At 36.0% G+C, this 16,112-nt stretch carries 16 protein-coding genes; all 16 read left to right on the top strand.

Annotated elements, in window-relative coordinates:
• Positions 1 to 2: 2 nt before the first annotated feature.
• The 16 genes from OEV98_RS17360 to mfd all read left to right on the top strand — a co-directional run bounded on the left by OEV98_RS17360 (position 3) and on the right by mfd (position 15,535).
• Complete coding sequence (locus OEV98_RS17360; RefSeq protein ID WP_263074617.1) at positions 3 to 1,193, top strand: G5 and 3D domain-containing protein; 1,191 nt, start codon at positions 3 to 5, stop codon at positions 1,191 to 1,193.
• A gap of 99 nt (positions 1,194 to 1,292) precedes the next feature.
• Complete coding sequence (gene rnmV / locus OEV98_RS17355; RefSeq protein ID WP_263074616.1) at positions 1,293 to 1,850, top strand: ribonuclease M5; 558 nt, start codon at positions 1,293 to 1,295, stop codon at positions 1,848 to 1,850.
• Positions 1,847 to 2,725, top strand: a complete 879-nt coding sequence (rsmA, locus tag OEV98_RS17350) for a 16S rRNA (adenine(1518)-N(6)/adenine(1519)-N(6))-dimethyltransferase RsmA (RefSeq protein ID WP_263074615.1) — start codon at positions 1,847 to 1,849, stop codon at positions 2,723 to 2,725. The genes rnmV and rsmA overlap by 4 nt, the downstream gene beginning before the upstream one ends.
• Positions 2,726 to 2,843: 118 nt before the next feature.
• Complete coding sequence (gene yabG / locus OEV98_RS17345; RefSeq protein ID WP_263074634.1) at positions 2,844 to 3,713, top strand: sporulation peptidase YabG; 870 nt, start codon at positions 2,844 to 2,846, stop codon at positions 3,711 to 3,713.
• A gap of 258 nt (positions 3,714 to 3,971) precedes the next feature.
• Entirely contained in the window at positions 3,972 to 4,226 is a 255-nt protein-coding gene (gene veg, locus OEV98_RS17340; RefSeq protein ID WP_263074614.1) for a biofilm formation stimulator Veg, read from the top strand.
• A gap of 134 nt (positions 4,227 to 4,360) precedes the next feature.
• Complete coding sequence (locus tag OEV98_RS17335) at positions 4,361 to 4,537, top strand: alpha/beta-type small acid-soluble spore protein (protein ID WP_263074613.1); 177 nt, start codon at positions 4,361 to 4,363, stop codon at positions 4,535 to 4,537.
• A gap of 198 nt (positions 4,538 to 4,735) precedes the next feature.
• Positions 4,736 to 5,602: a 4-(cytidine 5'-diphospho)-2-C-methyl-D-erythritol kinase gene (ispE, locus tag OEV98_RS17330; protein ID WP_263074612.1), complete on the top strand. Its 867-nt coding sequence runs from the start codon at positions 4,736 to 4,738 to the stop codon at positions 5,600 to 5,602.
• A 233-nt stretch (positions 5,603 to 5,835) separates the two neighbouring features.
• The gene (gene purR / locus OEV98_RS17325; RefSeq protein WP_263074611.1) at positions 5,836 to 6,666 is read left to right on the top strand and encodes a pur operon repressor; all 831 of its coding nucleotides are present in this window, start codon (positions 5,836 to 5,838) and stop codon (positions 6,664 to 6,666) included.
• Positions 6,667 to 7,038 (top strand): RidA family protein, encoded by a 372-nt coding sequence (locus OEV98_RS17320; protein WP_263074610.1) that lies wholly within the window; start codon positions 6,667 to 6,669, stop codon positions 7,036 to 7,038. It begins immediately after the preceding gene.
• A 224-nt stretch (positions 7,039 to 7,262) separates the two neighbouring features.
• Positions 7,263 to 7,553 carry a septation regulator SpoVG gene (gene spoVG / locus OEV98_RS17315; RefSeq protein ID WP_263074609.1) on the top strand — a complete coding sequence of 97 codons (291 nt, stop codon included), beginning with the start codon at positions 7,263 to 7,265 and terminating at the stop codon, positions 7,551 to 7,553.
• 220 nt (positions 7,554 to 7,773) lie between these two features.
• Positions 7,774 to 9,147 carry a bifunctional UDP-N-acetylglucosamine diphosphorylase/glucosamine-1-phosphate N-acetyltransferase GlmU gene (gene glmU, locus OEV98_RS17310; RefSeq protein WP_263074608.1) on the top strand — a complete coding sequence of 458 codons (1,374 nt, stop codon included), beginning with the start codon at positions 7,774 to 7,776 and terminating at the stop codon, positions 9,145 to 9,147.
• A gap of 15 nt (positions 9,148 to 9,162) precedes the next feature.
• Positions 9,163 to 10,113: a ribose-phosphate diphosphokinase gene (locus OEV98_RS17305; protein ID WP_263074607.1), complete on the top strand. Its 951-nt coding sequence runs from the start codon at positions 9,163 to 9,165 to the stop codon at positions 10,111 to 10,113.
• 124 nt (positions 10,114 to 10,237) lie between these two features.
• Entirely contained in the window at positions 10,238 to 10,870 is a 633-nt protein-coding gene (locus OEV98_RS17300) for a 50S ribosomal protein L25/general stress protein Ctc (RefSeq protein WP_263074606.1), read from the top strand.
• A gap of 61 nt (positions 10,871 to 10,931) precedes the next feature.
• Positions 10,932 to 11,492, top strand: a complete 561-nt coding sequence (gene pth / locus OEV98_RS17295) for an aminoacyl-tRNA hydrolase (protein WP_263074605.1) — start codon at positions 10,932 to 10,934, stop codon at positions 11,490 to 11,492.
• Positions 11,493 to 11,611: 119 nt separating this feature from the next.
• Positions 11,612 to 11,842 carry an anti-sigma-F factor Fin family protein gene (locus tag OEV98_RS17290; protein WP_263074633.1) on the top strand — a complete coding sequence of 77 codons (231 nt, stop codon included), beginning with the start codon at positions 11,612 to 11,614 and terminating at the stop codon, positions 11,840 to 11,842.
• Positions 11,843 to 11,995: 153 nt separating this feature from the next.
• Positions 11,996 to 15,535: a transcription-repair coupling factor gene (gene mfd / locus OEV98_RS17285; protein ID WP_263074604.1), complete on the top strand. Its 3,540-nt coding sequence runs from the start codon at positions 11,996 to 11,998 to the stop codon at positions 15,533 to 15,535.
• The last annotated feature ends 577 nt before the right edge of the window (positions 15,536 to 16,112 follow it).

The raw sequence follows: 16,112 nt of genomic DNA, 5'->3' as shown, positions 1-16,112 counted from the left end.
TCATGAATTTTACGACCATGAAAGGCCTGTTTAAAAAGCGACCGAATAGGAAGCAATGGTTCATAATATCTGCTAGTTTAGTAGTATTATTGATAGCAGGACTTTTCATATTTGAAGGTACGAAAACAACCGTTGCCTTAACACTGGATGGAGAAACAAAAGAAATCCGGACACATGCAAAAACAGTAGAAGATATTCTAGTAGATTTAGATATTAACTATAAAGCACACGATTATGTATCGCCAGCACTTGATACGAAAATAAAAGAGAATCAAAAAATTGTGTGGAAGCAAGCACAGCAAGTAATCTTAAAAGTTGATGGCGAAGAACAGAAAGTGTGGACGACATCAGATACGGTTGGGCAATTTTTAAAAGAGCAAAATCTAGTAGTGAACGATCAGGATAAGTTAAATGTAGCTGCTGATACGAAAATCAAAAATGATTTGGAGATTCAGCTAGATGTTGCATTTAAGGTAGTAGTAAATGATGGTGGAACTGAGAAAGAAGTATGGTCCACTTCGACTACGGTCGCTGACTTTTTAGAACAACAAGGAATCAAGTTAAATGAATTGGATCGTATTGAGCCAGAACTAGAGCAGACATTGTCGAAAGATTCTGTAGTTAAAGTCATCCGAGTTGAAAAAGTCACCGATGTAGTGGAAGAATCAATTGATTATTCTGTCGTAACTAAGAAGGATAGCAGTTTGGAGAATGGAAAACAAAAGGTTGTCCAAACGGGGCAAGAAGGAAAGCTTCAGAAAAAGTATGAAGTAGTTATGGAAAATGGCGTAGTCGTTTCCAAAAAATTAATTAGTGAAGAAGTAGTCCAAGAATCTACGGACAAAATAGTAGCTGTCGGTACAAAGGTAATTCAGCAAACAGTATCACGTGGTGCGGAAACTGGGAAAGAGTTTTATGTAACATCTACAGCTTATACAGCTGATTGTAATGGATGTTCTGGTAGAACAGCTACAGGTATTGATTTAAAAGCCAATCCGAATATAAAAGTTATTGCAGTTGACCCAAGTGTCATTCCGTTAGGTACGAAGGTTTGGGTTGAAGGATATGGTTATGCAGTTGCTGCCGATATTGGTGGAAATGTATCAGGCTACAAAATTGATGTTTATTTCCCAACACAAAGCGAAGCATATCGTTGGGGAATGAAGAAAGTAAAAATAAAAATATTGGAATAATTAATAATGCAGAGGAAGAATTTCCTCTGCATTTTACTTTTCTACTGTTACATATCATAATAAGACAAGGATAACCAATAGTTTATTTTGGAGGAAGAAATGAAGATTAAAGAAATAATAGTGGTGGAAGGAAAAGACGATACCGTTGCAATTAAACGAGCGGTTGATGCAGATACAATCGAAACCAATGGTTCTGCAATAAATGAAGAAACAATTGAAAAGATAAAATTAGCAGCTGAAAAAAGAGGCGTAATAATATTTACGGACCCCGATTTTCCAGGGGAAAAAATACGAAAGACAATTACCGAAAGTGTACCGAATTGTAAGCATGCATTTTTACCAAAAAATCAAGCAAAACCGAAGACAGGAAAAGGCATCGGTGTAGAACATGCATCTCCGATTGATATCCAAAATGCATTGAAGGATGCATATTTGATGGAATCTGATTTACAAGAATTAATCACACAGGATGACCTGCTTTATTACGGATTTATTGGGGACACACGTTCAAAGGAAAGAAGAGAAAAACTAGGTGCTTTATTGAAAATTGGCTATACGAACGGAAAGCAATTACATAAACGACTACAAATGTTTCAAATACCGAAAAATGTTTTTGAAGATGCGGCAAGGAAAATTCATCAGGAGGAACAAAAATGAACAAAGACATTGCAACTCCCATACGAACTAAGGCGATATTAGAAAAGCATGGATTTAATTTTAAGAAAAGTTTAGGACAAAATTTTTTAATTGACCCAAATATATTACGAAATATTGTGGAATATGCAGATCTATCTCCTGAAAGCGGAGCAATCGAAGTTGGTCCGGGAATTGGTGCGTTAACAGAACAATTAGCGAAAAACTGTAAAAAAGTAGTTGCGTTTGAAATCGATCAACGCTTAATTCCTGTACTAAAGGATACGCTAGCACCTTATCCGCATGTAAGTATCATAAATCAGGATATTTTAAAGGCAAATGTTCAGGACGCGATTAATGAGCATTTTAAAGGTATTGAAGACATCGCGGTTGTCGCAAATTTACCATATTATATTACGACACCAATTATTATGAAGATATTAGAGGATCGACTGCCTGTTCGCAGCCTTGTGGTGATGATGCAAAAGGAAGTGGGAGACAGACTAAGTGCGAAGCCAGGAACGAAAAATTATGGCTCCCTATCCATTGCTGTTCAATATTATACGACAGCAGAGATCGTGATGAATGTTCCGAAAACCGTTTTTGTTCCTCAACCGAATGTCGATTCCGTTGTTGTTCGATTGAATAGAAGAGAAAATCCTCCAATTTCTGTGACAAGCGAAGCGTTCTTTTTTAAAGTAACGAAATCAAGCTTTACTCATCGCAGAAAAACGATCTTAAATAATTTAACAAGTCAATTAGAGGAAGGAAAAGAAAAGAAGGAAGCAATTTTATCTGCTTTAAGTAAAGCTAATATAGATCCGGCACGACGAGGAGAAACATTAACAATAGAAGAATTCGGAACCTTAAGCAATGAATTGTATCCGTACTTCCACTAATTAGTTATTGTTGCTGCTATTTTTTCCGTGGCAAACCTTCACCACTTGAGGAGCTGTTGCATAGCCTATTAAGGATTTAACGGTACTTACTTAACGAACATGGAGTGAAGGCCATGGGATAAATAAAAATGAAATTGTTGGAAGAAAATCATATCAATGTGATATACCATTCCGTGTCATACAAATTTACGAGAACAATGGTCAGCGTTATGCGTTGTTATATGGAGAGGATATTCGTCTGATTGCCGATGCGCCAATAGATGATTTACTTCCTTTAGATGGGAATAAAACACAGCAATTGCTTGCTCCGTTACGTTCGTTGGAGGAGCAATCCTTTCAATTATTTCGTCAAGATTTTAAAGTGATTAAGGAGAGGCAGGAGTACAAATCAACCTCCGGATATAATAGTGAATACCAATTATTTCATATGCCAGGAAAGGTATTACATGTGGATGGAGATCCAGCCTATTTAAAAAAATGTCTAACCTTATATAAAGAAATAGGAGTTCCGGTGGTTGGCGTTTATTGTGATGAAAAGGAAATGCCGTTGAAGGTGCCACGATGGGTGGAAGAGTTTCGGCCGGATATTTTAGTGATTACCGGACATGACGCATATTCTAAACATAAAGGGAAGAAAACGGATATAAATGCATATAGACATTCCAAAAATTTTGTTGCGACTGTGAAAAAAATTAGGCAAAAGCATCCGAACCTCGATCAATTAATTATTTTTGCTGGTGCTTGTCAATCGCATTTTGAATCATTAATTAATGCAGGAGCCAATTTCGCAAGTTCCCCATTAAGGGTTAATATTCATGCATTAGATCCGGTCTATATTGTATCTAAATTAAGTTATACACCGTTCACGGAACGTGCGCATGTTTGGGACCTTATCCGAAATACCATTACAGGAGAAAAAGGAATTGGTGGTATTGAAACGAAAGGTGTCCTTAGAATGGGCATGCCTTATCATCCGAAAAATGAATAACTATTGATGGTTAGCTAACGTGTATTGCGTTAGCTTTTTCATTTTTATTAGAAAAGGTAGTAAATATACAAGAAATATATATGTTTATACATATTTCCAAAGAATTAGGGAAAGTATATAGCTGATGTCGAAAAAAGTTGAAATTTGTTAAAAAAAATTATTGACAAGAGAAAAAATCTCTTGATATAATTTAATATTTTACCCTTGACAATCATGTGAAAAATATGTTACAATTATTCCTAGTGAGGTGTATAAGATATGCCAAGAACATTATCCGATATAAAGAAGAACCTTGATTCTAACTTGGGAAAACGGCTAATGCTAAAAGCAAATGGTGGACGAAAAAAAACAATTGAACGTTCCGGTGTTTTAGCAGAAACCTATCCAGCTGTTTTTGTAGTTGAATTAGATCAAGAAGAAAACTCATTTGAACGCGTTTCTTACAGTTATGCTGATATTTTAACGCAAACTGTACAACTTACATTTTATGAAGACAAAAAGGAATTAATTTAAGTTAGCAGTGAACGAAATTGTTTACTGCTTTTTATTTTGGTCTTTTTTTGCCTAGTTTAACAACTTTATACAGGAATGAATGACAACTTTTCGACAAAAACTAACCTTGTCACAGCATGAGAGGGGTTGTGCGAATGGGTAGGAGAAGAGGAATTATGTCCGATCAGATGAAAGAGGAGCTTGCGAAAGAGCTTGGGTTCTATGATGTGGTCCAGAAAGAAGGATGGGGCGGTATCCGTGCACGTGATGCGGGTAATATGGTAAAAAGAGCAATCGAAATTGCCGAGGAACAGCTCAGAAACAAGCAATAAGCTATCTTCATCTTCCTTTTTAACAACAAATTAAAATTCTTGCTGTGACATCCGAGGATTTTCTTCCTCGGATTTTTTTATCATTTTCCTAAATAATGGTTGAACTGTGGGTTTATTTTTAGCTATTCTTATACATAGTGATTATATGGTAAAATAGGACAAAATTATGCATAATACACTTAAAGTAGGTGGACGTTGGTGAAACTTCTAGTAAAGGCACCTGCGAAAATTAATTTGTCATTAGATGTTCTACATAAACGAGACGATGGCTATCACGAATTAGAAATGATAATGACAACCGTTGATTTGGCAGACCGCCTTGAATTGGCATTAAGAAATGATGATCGGATTACCGTTTATTCCCAAAGCCGCTTTGTGCCTGATGATGAACGTAATTTGGCATATAAGGCAGCGAAAGTATTAAAGGATCGACTAGGAATACCAAAAGGTGTAGAAATTACAATCGAAAAAAATATTCCTGTAGCTGCTGGCTTGGCTGGTGGAAGTAGTGATGCTGCAGCAGTGTTAAGAGGGCTAAATAAACTTTGGGGACTAGGCTTAACATTGGATCAATTAGCTACAATCGGGGCGGAAATTGGTTCGGATGTATCCTTTTGTGTATATGGAGGAACAGCGCTTGCGAAAGGAAGAGGGGAAATTATAACACCACTTCCTGCACCACCAAATTGCTGGGTGGTTTTAGCGAAGCCGCCAATTGGTGTTTCGACTGCAGAGGTATATGAGAATTTGCAATTACATAATGTTGTTCATCCTAATAGTAAGGCGATGGTTGAAGCAATTGAACAAAATGACTATTTCGGGATGTGTCAAAACCTAGGTAATGTGCTTGAATCTGTTACTTTAAATCATTATCCTGAAGTTAAATCAATCAAAAACGATATGAAAAGATTTGGAGCAGACGCTGTTTTAATGAGTGGAAGCGGCCCAACTGTATTTGCACTTGTTCAACACGATTCAAGAATGCAAAGACTATATAACGGTTTGCGTGGCTATTGTAACCAAGTATATGCTGTTCGAATGTTAGGGAAAAGAAATGAGCAATAAGGAAACAATCATTTTTAAGTATATCGTATAATTAGCCAGTAACATGGACGAGCACGCTGAGGAGAATGAGTTCACGAAGTCCTTTCAAAAAGGCGGAGTGTATTCATATTCTGTAGGCTTATTACAACGAGCTTATGAAAAATATGTAATATTTGTAAGAGCTCTTGATAATAAACGAACAATATCTTATTATATATTTAATAATATTCGTATTATATACAGGAGGTGACATTGTGAGCTGGAAAAGAAGTGAAAGACTTATTGATATGACGAACTATTTATTAAATCACCCTAAATCATTAATCCCTCTTACCTTTTTCTCGGAGCGGTACGATGCAGCGAAATCATCTATAAGTGAGGATATCGCAATTTTAAAGGATACTTTTGAACTACAAGGAATCGGGAAATTAGTGACTATTCCAGGTGCAGCGGGTGGGGTTAAATATTTTGTCAAAGTAAATGATGAACAGGTAAAACCATTCATTGAGGAACTATGTCAATTGTTTGCAAGCCCTGACCGTCTATTGCCAGGTGGCTACTTATATATGGCAGATATTGTTGGCGATCCGAAAATTATGGACCGTGTCGGAAGAGTATTTGCATCAAGATTTAGTAATCAACAAATTGATGCAGTAATGACAGTGGCAACAAAGGGAATTCCGTTAGCCTATGCAACTGCAAGATATTTAAATGTACCAGTTGTTATTGTACGTAAGGATAATAAAATTACAGAAGGTTCTACTGTAAGTATTAACTATGTATCGGGTTCTTCGAAGCGAATCCAATCTATGCTACTCGCGAAGAGAAGCTTACAGGAAGGGTCTCGAGTGTTAATTGTCGATGACTTTATGAAGGCAGGCGGTACCATTAATGGTATGATCAGTTTACTAGAAGAATTCAATGCAAGCTTTGCAGGAATTGCTGTATTAGTAGAAGCAGAAGATATTGAAAATCGTTTAGTTGATCAATATATATCCATGGTCAAATTAAGTAATGTTGATATAAATGAGAAAAAAATAGAGGTACAACAAGGTAATTACTTTGATACTTTGGAGGCTGAATAAATGGATACAGTATCTACTAGATTAGCGCCTGCAGCAATTGGACCTTATGTACAGGCGATTGTTTCCAATAATCTTATTTTTACTTCCGGTCAAATTCCATTAACACTAGAAGGGAAAATAGTAGATGGTGGAATTGAAGAACAAACAGCACAAGTACTAACAAATTTACAAGCAGTATTAAACGAAGTGGGATCAGGTTTGGATAAAGTCATAAAGACAACTGTATTCCTTAATGATATGAATAACTTCCAAGCAATGAATGAAGTATACAGTCGCTTCTTTCACACACACAAACCTGCCCGTTCTTGCGTAGAAGTCGCTAGATTACCAAAGGATGTATTAGTAGAAATAGAATTAATCGCTACAAAATAAGAGGGGAAACCCTCTTATTTTTTTTGGATTTATAAAATAAAGCGCTGAGCTATATAAGTAGCAACAAATGATACGAAAATAGTCTTTTTTCCCTACCAAAACCTACACCAATAAAAAAATGATATTTTTTTAAAAAATAATAAAAAAATTTATAATTATTAGCAGGAAAAAGAGAAGCTTTGTAGAAATCTAATAATTAAGTCATTTTTGAAGGTGGTGAAAGAATGGAAGTAACAGATGTTAGACTACGTCGTGTAAACACGGATGGCCGTATGAAGGCAATTGCTTCAATAACACTTGATAATGAATTTGTTGTCCATGATATTCGCGTAATTGATGGAAACAATGGATTGTTTGTCGCAATGCCTAGTAAACGTACACCTGATGGTGAATTTAGAGACATTGCCCATCCAATTAATTCTTCTACTAGAGGAAAAATTCAAGAAGCGGTGTTAAACGAATACCACCGTCTAGGAGAGCTAGAAGTAGAATTAGAAGAAGCTGGCGCATCCTGAATCAAATATTGCATCTGAGAGCCTACTACCAAGGAGGCTCTTTTTTTGTAAACCCTTACGTTATTGATAATACGCCATTTGTGTACCCCTTCAAAGAATTCCTCGATTTTCTTCCCGTTTTTCCGTATAATTAAAGTTATGGGTTTTACGTGACTTCCTTGAAATCATTCGTTTTTTGATATATATTCATTATGGATAAAAAGGTTATTGGAGGCGCGTTATGTCAAATAGATACGTTATTATATTAGCTGCTGGGCAAGGAACGCGAATGAAGTCCAAATTATATAAAGTATTACATCCAGTATGTGGGAAGCCAATGGTCCAACATGTCATTGATCAAATGTTGGATGTAGGAGCTGACCAAATAATTACGGTTGTAGGTCATGGAGCGGAGCTAGTTAAAAAGGAGCTTGAAGGCAAGAGTGATTTTGTCCTTCAAGAAAAACAATTAGGAACCGCACATGCAGTGCTACAAACATATGATTTATTAAAGGAAAAGGATGGACTTACACTAGTCGTTTGTGGAGATACACCACTTTTAAAGGCTGATACAATACAATCATTAATGGAACATCATAATAAAGAAAAGGCAACAATGACGGTATTAACAGCAATTGCCGATGATCCCACTGGATATGGACGTGTTATCAGAAATGATAAGGGATTCGTTGAAAAAATTGTTGAACATAAAGATGCCTCAGAAGTGGAAAGATTAGTAAAAGAAATCAATACAGGAACATACTGTTTTGATAACCAAGCATTATTTGCTGCTTTACAAAAAGTGTCAAATAATAATGTACAGCAGGAGTATTATTTACCAGATGTACTAGAAATATTAAAGAGTAATGGCGAGGTTGTTTCTGCTTTTGTTACAAATGACTTTTCGGAATCCCTAGGAGTAAATGATCGTGTTGCACTTGCACAGGCTGAAAAGCTAATGCAAAAAAGAATTAATGAAACACATATGAGAAATGGCGTTACCATTATTGATCCAGATCAAACCTATATTGAAGCGGGAGTCACTATCGGTCAAGATACGGTAATCTATCCTGGAACAATCTTAAAAGGTAACACGAATATTGCATCGGATTGTACGATTGGACCAAATAGTGAAATAAATAACTGTATCATTGGCGAAGGAACAGTTGTCCGGCAATCAGTTGCCATTGATAGCAACATTGGTTCCTTTGTACAAGTTGGACCTTTTGCCCATATTCGTCCAGAATCCATGATTGCAAATGAGGTTCGAATTGGTAATTTTGTGGAGATCAAAAAATCATCCATCGGAAAAAGCAGTAAGGTTTCTCATCTCTCCTATATCGGAGATGCGGAAATTGGCAGTGGTGTGAATGTAGGTTGCGGGTCCATTACCGTAAATTACGACGGAGTTAATAAATATAAGACAGTTGTTGAAGATGATGCATTTATCGGATGTAATTCTAATTTAGTCGCTCCGGTTACTGTTGGGAAAGGCGCATTTATCGCGGCTGGATCAACGATTACAAATAATGTACCGCCTCAAGCTCTTTCCATTGCACGCGCACGCCAAGTTAATAAAGAAGACTACACAGCAAAAATGAATCGAAAGAAATAACACGGAGGGTTCCTAATGTCAAACTTATATCCCAATCATAAATTAAAACTTTTCTCACTAAATTCCAATCGCGCGTTGTCAGAGGAAATTGCCGATGTAATTGGTTTAGAATTAGGGAAATGCTCGGTTAGTCGTTTTAGTGATGGTGAAATTCAAATAAATATCGAAGAAAGTATCCGCGGCTGTGATGTTTTTGTAATTCAATCAACTAGCTTGCCAGTAAATGATAATATTATGGAATTACTTATCATGATTGATGCATTAAAACGTGCGTCTGCCAGAACGATAAATGTTGTAATGCCTTATTATGGTTATGCAAGACAAGATCGTAAAGCACGCTCTCGTGAGCCAATCACTGCAAAATTAGTAGCAAATATTTTAGAAACAGCTGGTGCTACTAGAATGATTACATTGGATCTACATGCACCACAAATTCAAGGCTTCTTTGATATTCCAATTGACCATTTAATGGGTGTACCGATTTTAGCGGAGTATTTCCAAACGAAAAACCTAGATGATATTGTTATTGTTTCACCAGATCATGGTGGTGTAGTCCGTACAAGAAAAATGGCAGATCGTCTAAAAGCGCCGATTGCTATTATTGATAAACGTCGTCCAAAACCAAATGTAGCGGAAGTTATGAATATTATCGGAAATATTCAAGGTAAAACATGTATTCTAATTGATGACATCATTGATACAGCAGGTACAATTACTTTAGCAGCTAATGCACTTGTAGAAAATGGGGCAAAAGAAGTATATGCATGCTGTACACATCCTGTTTTATCAGGACCTGCAATTGAACGAATTCAACATTCGAAGATTAAAGAATTAGTAATTACAAATTCCATTGCATTACCTGAAGATAAACATATGGATAAATTAGTACAACTGTCAGTGGCACCATTAATTGCAGAAGCAATTGTACGTGTGTTTGAACATAAATCTGTAAGTGTCCTTTTCTAGCATTCGATAAGAAAATTTTTTCGGATAATTTTTGTGAAGTGTGGGCATCCTATAAAATGGTTCAAATAATTGACTTCTAATCGCCTATGAACGATTCATAGGATTACAAAAGAGGTGTCCAAACATGGAAGCAATGATACAAGCAAAGGAAAGAACAAATTTCCAAAGGTCCGTTCTTAATGCATTACGAGAATCCGGACAAATTCCAGCAGTAGTATACGGTAAAAATATAAGTAGTACGCCAATTGTAGTTCAAAAAAGTGATTTTTTAAAAGAAATTCGAGAAGTTGGAAGAAATGGTGTTCTATCTGTAAATCTCGATGGGTCAAAGCAAAAGGTAGTGGTTCGGAATTATCAGGATGATCCATTAACAAAGGAAATTCTCCATATTGACTTTTTAGCAGTCGATGCAAACACAGAAATTAATACGAATGTAAGAATTAATCTAACTGGTGAGGCTGAAGGTGTGAAGGATGGTGGCGTGTTGCAGCAGCCAATGTTCGAATTAGCAATTACTGCAAAACCAGACCAAATACCAGAGGCAATTGAAGTTGATGTCACGAACTTAAAAGTTGGAGAAACAGTTACAGTTGGTGAAATTAGTTCAAAATATCAATTTCAAATCCATCATGAAGCAGATGAAGTGATTGCATCTATTTTACCACCGAAGCAAGAGGAAGAAATTAGTACTGGAGAAGAACAGGAGCCAGGAATTCCAGATAATCTGGAAGGAAGAGAAGAACAGGAAGAAGTGTAAAGAGGTAACCAAACTCGGTTACCTTTTTTTTGTAATAGGGGAATGAAAGGATGAAAGCCTTATGAAGTTAATCGTGGGTCTTGGAAATCCCGGTAAGCAGTATGAAGATACAAGACATAATATTGGTTTTAAAGTAATTGACGAAATTTCTTCACGATTAAATATCCGATTGGATGAAATGAAATTTAATGGGATATTCGGAAAAGGTACTATTAATGGGGAAAAAGTGATTTTACTTAAGCCACTAACCTTTATGAATTTATCCGGTGAATCTGTAGCACCATTAATGAGATATTATGATATTCCTGTAGAAAATTTATTAGTAATTTACGATGAGTTAGATTTGCCTGTAGGAAAAATCCGCCTCCGATACAAGGGCAGTGCTGGCGGACATAATGGCATAAAATCCATTATTGCTCATGTAGGAACTCAGGAATTTAATCGTATTCGGATCGGAATTGACCGTCCAGAGCAAGGGTACCCGATTCCAAATTATGTTCTAGGGAAGTTTAGCAAGGAAGAACAAGAGGTATTAAAGGATAGTATTGCAAAAAGTGCTCAAGCTTGTGAAATGTGGATAGAGAAACCTTTTCAAGAAGTAATGAATAAATATAATAAATAAAAATTTATGTAGTTGAATATGATTTGTTATACTGGGTATATGAATAACTACTTCCTGTTTTGTTAATCCTATATATGAGATTTTATTACATTTATCAGGACAGGAAGTGTATGAAGGAAATGGCAGTTCACTATCATTGTCGGCATTGTGGGACAACAGTAGGAAGTTTAGATAACAATAATTTATACTCTGAACAACTCGGATTCCATAAATTATCGGAGGATGAAAGACAGGATATGATCTCCTATGATTCTAGCGGGGATATTCATGTGAAATGTATTTGCGAAGATTGTCATGAATCATTTGCGAAAAATCCGCTGAATTATGAAAATGACTATATCATCCATTGAGGCTTTGGTTATCCAAAGCGTTTTTCTGTTTGTTTTTCTTCATACTGACATTTTAACCTAGTAGAATGCTCTACTTAATTAATAGATAAACGTAAGCTAGTAAATTTAGGATAAATTAATAGTTTTGCTTGATTGGAAAGAAAGGAGGCAGCTATGAGGGGGATTATTAAAACATTACGACAACAGGATGATTTAACATCGGTTATTACTGGAATTAATGAAGGCTTAAAAGAACAATTAATTTCTGGAATATCAGGATCAGCAAGAGCAGCTTACTATGCTACCCTTTATTCCGATACAAATAAATCGCTTTTTGTAATCACGTATAACTTACTACAAGCGCAAAAATTATATGATGATTTAGTGCAACTGCTTCCTGAGGAAAAAGTATTTTTATATCCGGCGAATGAATTAGTAATCGCAGATATGAGTGTAGCAAGTCCAGAGTTGAAATCGCAGCGAATTGAAACAATCAATTTTTTAAGCGAAAACAAGCAAGGAATTGTCATTGTTCCAATTGCTGGGATGAGAAAAATATTACCACCTAAAGCTGTATGGGAAAACCATCTTATTCATTGGAAGCTAGATGGGGAAATTGATTTAGAAGCATCCATCGAAAAATTTGTACAGATGGGATATGTACGAGCAGAAATGGTTTCTGCACCAGGAGAGTTTAGTGTCCGTGGTGGAATTATTGATATTTATCCATTAACGGAGAGTGATCCAATTCGTATTGAATTATTTGATGATGTTATTGATTCCATTCGATATTTTACAATTGAAAACCAACGTTCAAAGGAAAAATTAAAAGAGATAGTTATTGGACCTGCTTCAGAAATTATTTTAGAGAAACTGCATCTTCAGAACATAATAGCCGGGCTGGAAAAGAAATTACCTGCTAGCTTAATGAAAATTAAAGATGAAAAAGTAAAAGAGTTATTAGTCGTTCAAATGGAACATGATATGGAACAATTGAAGAACGGTCAAATACCAGAGCAGGTGTTCAAATATTTATCATTAGCATACGATGATTCAGCAAGTTTACTAGATTATGTTGGTAATAATGCAATAATTTGTATTGACGAAATCAGTAGAGTTGTTGAGATGAGAGAATCATTAGAAAAAGAAGAAGCACAATGGCAGACAGACCTATTAGCAGAAGGAAAGATTGTGCATGATTTAATGATTGCCCATGACGTCGTCGAACGTATACACGAGGCTAAGTTACCAATCCTATATTTTTCCTTATTTTTACGCCATGTTGCAAAAATTAATCCGCAAAACATAATTAATATTTCTTATAAGCAAATGCAAAATTTCCACGGTCAAATGAATTTATTGAAAACCGAAATGGAGCGCTGGAGGAAAAGTGGTTATACAGTAATCTTTTTAGGTGCGGATGAAGGTCGTGTCGAAAAATTAGAAAGTGTATTAGAGGATTATGCGGTAGATGTTCTGAACAACCGTGAAGGAGATCAGCTTGTTATAGGGAAACCTCAAATTATTCGAGGATCTTTAACGAGTGGTTTTGAGCTGCCCATTTATAAATTGGCAGTAATAGTAGAGGATGAGCTATTTAATAAGCGAGCCAGAAAAGGGACATCAAGAAAACAAAAACTATCGAATGCAGAAAGAATCCAAAGTTATAATGAATTAAAGGTCGGCGATTATGTCGTCCATGTGAATCATGGGATTGGGAAATATTTAGGAATAGAAACATTAGATATTAATGGTATTCATAAAGATTATTTGCAAATTAAATATCAAGGAACCGATAAATTATTTGTACCGATAGACCAAATTCATTTAGTACAAAAATATGTAGGATCGGAAAATAAAGAGCCGAAGGTCTATAAATTAGGTGGAAGTGATTGGAAGCGGGTTAAGAGAAAGGTAGAATCCTCTGTACAGGATATTGCCGATGACTTAATCAAATTATACGCTGAACGGGAAGCGACGAAGGGATTTGCTTTTTCTCCAGATAGTGATTTGCAGCGAGAATTTGAAGCTGCCTTTCCTTATCAAGAAACAGAGGATCAATTACGTTCCATTGCGGAAATTAAGAAAGATATGGAACGAGTCCGCCCAATGGATCGCCTATTGTGTGGGGATGTTGGATATGGCAAGACAGAAGTAGCGTTACGTGCAGCCTTTAAGGCTATTATGGATGGTAAGCAGGTTGCTTTCTTAGTACCGACAACAATATTAGCCCAGCAACATTTTGAAACAATGCGTGAGCGATTCCAAGACTACCCGATTAATATTGGTATGTTAAGCAGATTCCGTTCACGGAAAGAGCAGCAAGAAACAATTAAAGGCTTGAAAAATGGAACAGTAGACATTGTTGTAGGGACCCATCGATTATTATCGAAGGATGTTACGTATCATGATCTTGGACTATTGATTATCGATGAAGAGCAAAGATTTGGTGTTACACATAAAGAGAAAATTAAACAGCTAAAAACAAATATAGATGTATTAACACTCACTGCAACACCAATTCCGAGAACATTGCACATGTCAATGTTGGGAGTTCGTGATTTATCTGTCATTGAAACACCACCAGAAAATCGTTTCCCTGTGCAAACATATGTAATGGAATATAATGGTGCACTCGTAAAGGAAGCGATCGAAAGGGAATTGGCAAGAAATGGTCAAGTGTTTTTCCTATATAATCGAGTTGAGGATATTGATCGAAAAGCAGAGGAATTATCAATGCTTGTTCCAGATGCACGGGTTACGTATGCCCACGGAAAAATGACAGAAACTGAGCTAGAAAATGTGATGATATCCTTTTTAAATGGTGAATTTGATGTGCTTGTTAGTACAACTATTATTGAAACGGGAGTGGATATCCCGAATGTGAATACATTAATAGTGGATAATGCTGACAGAATGGGACTATCGCAACTCTATCAGCTTAGAGGACGAGTTGGAAGGTCAAATCGGGTGGCGTATGCATACTTTACGTATAGAAGAGATAAAGTACTAACCGAAGTGGCTGAAAAACGATTACAGGCAATAAAAGAATTTACAGAGCTTGGTTCTGGTTTCAAAATTGCGATGCGTGATCTTTCCATTCGTGGTACCGGTAATATCCTTGGGGCACAGCAGCATGGATTTATTGAATCGGTCGGATTTGATCTGTACTCACAAATGCTGAAGGAAGCAATTGATCAAAGAAGAGGGGATATTTCTCAGGAGGAAGACCTTCCAGTGGAAATAGACCTAGAAATAGATGCGTATATTCCAGACAAGTATATTAGCGATGGCTACCAAAAAATTGAAATGTACAAGCGATTTAGAAACGTTGCTTCTTTTGAAGATATGGAGGAGTTAAAAGAAGAAATGATTGACCGCTTCGGGGACTATCCTGTCGAAGTAGATAACCTCTTTAGAATTACACAAATTAAGCTATTTGGAAAATTAGGTGGAGTAGAATCCGTGAAAAAAGGAAAAGAAGAAATCCAAATCCTGTTCAATGAAAACTCCTCACAAAATATTAGTGTGCAAAAGCTAGTAGCAATTTGTAAACCATTCGGTCGCTTCGTAAGCTTCGGCATGGAAGGTTCCAAATTCAAAATTGTTATTCGTGCAAAAAATGAAAAAGAGGAAAAACGAATCCAAATGGTAGAAACAATAATGGAAAATATTCCAGATCTAGTAGAGCAAAAAATAAAAACTGTATCTTAAGGTAATAGTTGATTATCTGTTCAAATTTAATGACATTTACTAAATGCAACTTATTTGCATGGAAATGATACACTCACTTTCCGCAATTATGGAGACTTGAAGAATCTCTATAATATGTTAGGAGGTGAGTTTTTTTATATTCGGAATATATAGTGGAAAAATGAAGGGTACTTTCATTCCGTAAAATATTTGTAACCATTTTGTTAAAATAACCAATGTTTACCCCCGCAAATAAAGGGAATAAACCAATCAAGAACAAAGAAAGGTAGATATTGCCTCCTGTGGCAGCATTACTTATTTCGAGAAAAATTTCTAGATTGTGCATAGAACTTTCCATATGAAAGATAATAAATGTAAGACAGGATGATGATTCCAATTATGCGGAGGCAACTTGAGAAATCATTGGTTTTGCTATTCAAGGTAAATCTGACAAAGCCTTCCTTGTGGTACAGCCCCGCTACAGGTGCTTAGCATAAAGCATTTATTATTCGATGTAATGGTATAAATAGCTACAAATGAACGACTGGATATTATCACCTAGTACATCCTGTACAAAAAAAGGACCGCATTGAAGATT

The sequence above is a fragment of the Perspicuibacillus lycopersici genome (assembly GCF_025660475.1).
GTDB lineage: Bacteria > Bacillota > Bacilli > Bacillales > Caldibacillaceae > Perspicuibacillus > Perspicuibacillus lycopersici.
Note: the sequence above shows the minus strand (reverse complement) of the source record. Positions and strands in the feature narration are given on the sequence as shown.

Coding starts and splice junctions, on each gene's coding strand:
- OEV98_RS17360 (WP_263074617.1), top strand. CDS start 3: ATGAATTTTACGACCATGAAAGGCCTGTTTAAAAAGCGACCGAATAGG.
- rnmV (WP_263074616.1), top strand. CDS start 1,293: ATGAAGATTAAAGAAATAATAGTGGTGGAAGGAAAAGACGATACCGTT.
- rsmA (WP_263074615.1), top strand. CDS start 1,847: ATGAACAAAGACATTGCAACTCCCATACGAACTAAGGCGATATTAGAA.
- veg (WP_263074614.1), top strand. CDS start 3,972: ATGCCAAGAACATTATCCGATATAAAGAAGAACCTTGATTCTAACTTG.
- OEV98_RS17335 (WP_263074613.1), top strand. CDS start 4,361: ATGGGTAGGAGAAGAGGAATTATGTCCGATCAGATGAAAGAGGAGCTT.
- OEV98_RS17320 (WP_263074610.1), top strand. CDS start 6,667: ATGGATACAGTATCTACTAGATTAGCGCCTGCAGCAATTGGACCTTAT.
- spoVG (WP_263074609.1), top strand. CDS start 7,263: ATGGAAGTAACAGATGTTAGACTACGTCGTGTAAACACGGATGGCCGT.
- glmU (WP_263074608.1), top strand. CDS start 7,774: ATGTCAAATAGATACGTTATTATATTAGCTGCTGGGCAAGGAACGCGA.
- OEV98_RS17305 (WP_263074607.1), top strand. CDS start 9,163: ATGTCAAACTTATATCCCAATCATAAATTAAAACTTTTCTCACTAAAT.
- OEV98_RS17300 (WP_263074606.1), top strand. CDS start 10,238: ATGGAAGCAATGATACAAGCAAAGGAAAGAACAAATTTCCAAAGGTCC.
- pth (WP_263074605.1), top strand. CDS start 10,932: ATGAAGTTAATCGTGGGTCTTGGAAATCCCGGTAAGCAGTATGAAGAT.
- OEV98_RS17290 (WP_263074633.1), top strand. CDS start 11,612: ATGGCAGTTCACTATCATTGTCGGCATTGTGGGACAACAGTAGGAAGT.
- mfd (WP_263074604.1), top strand. CDS start 11,996: ATGAGGGGGATTATTAAAACATTACGACAACAGGATGATTTAACATCG.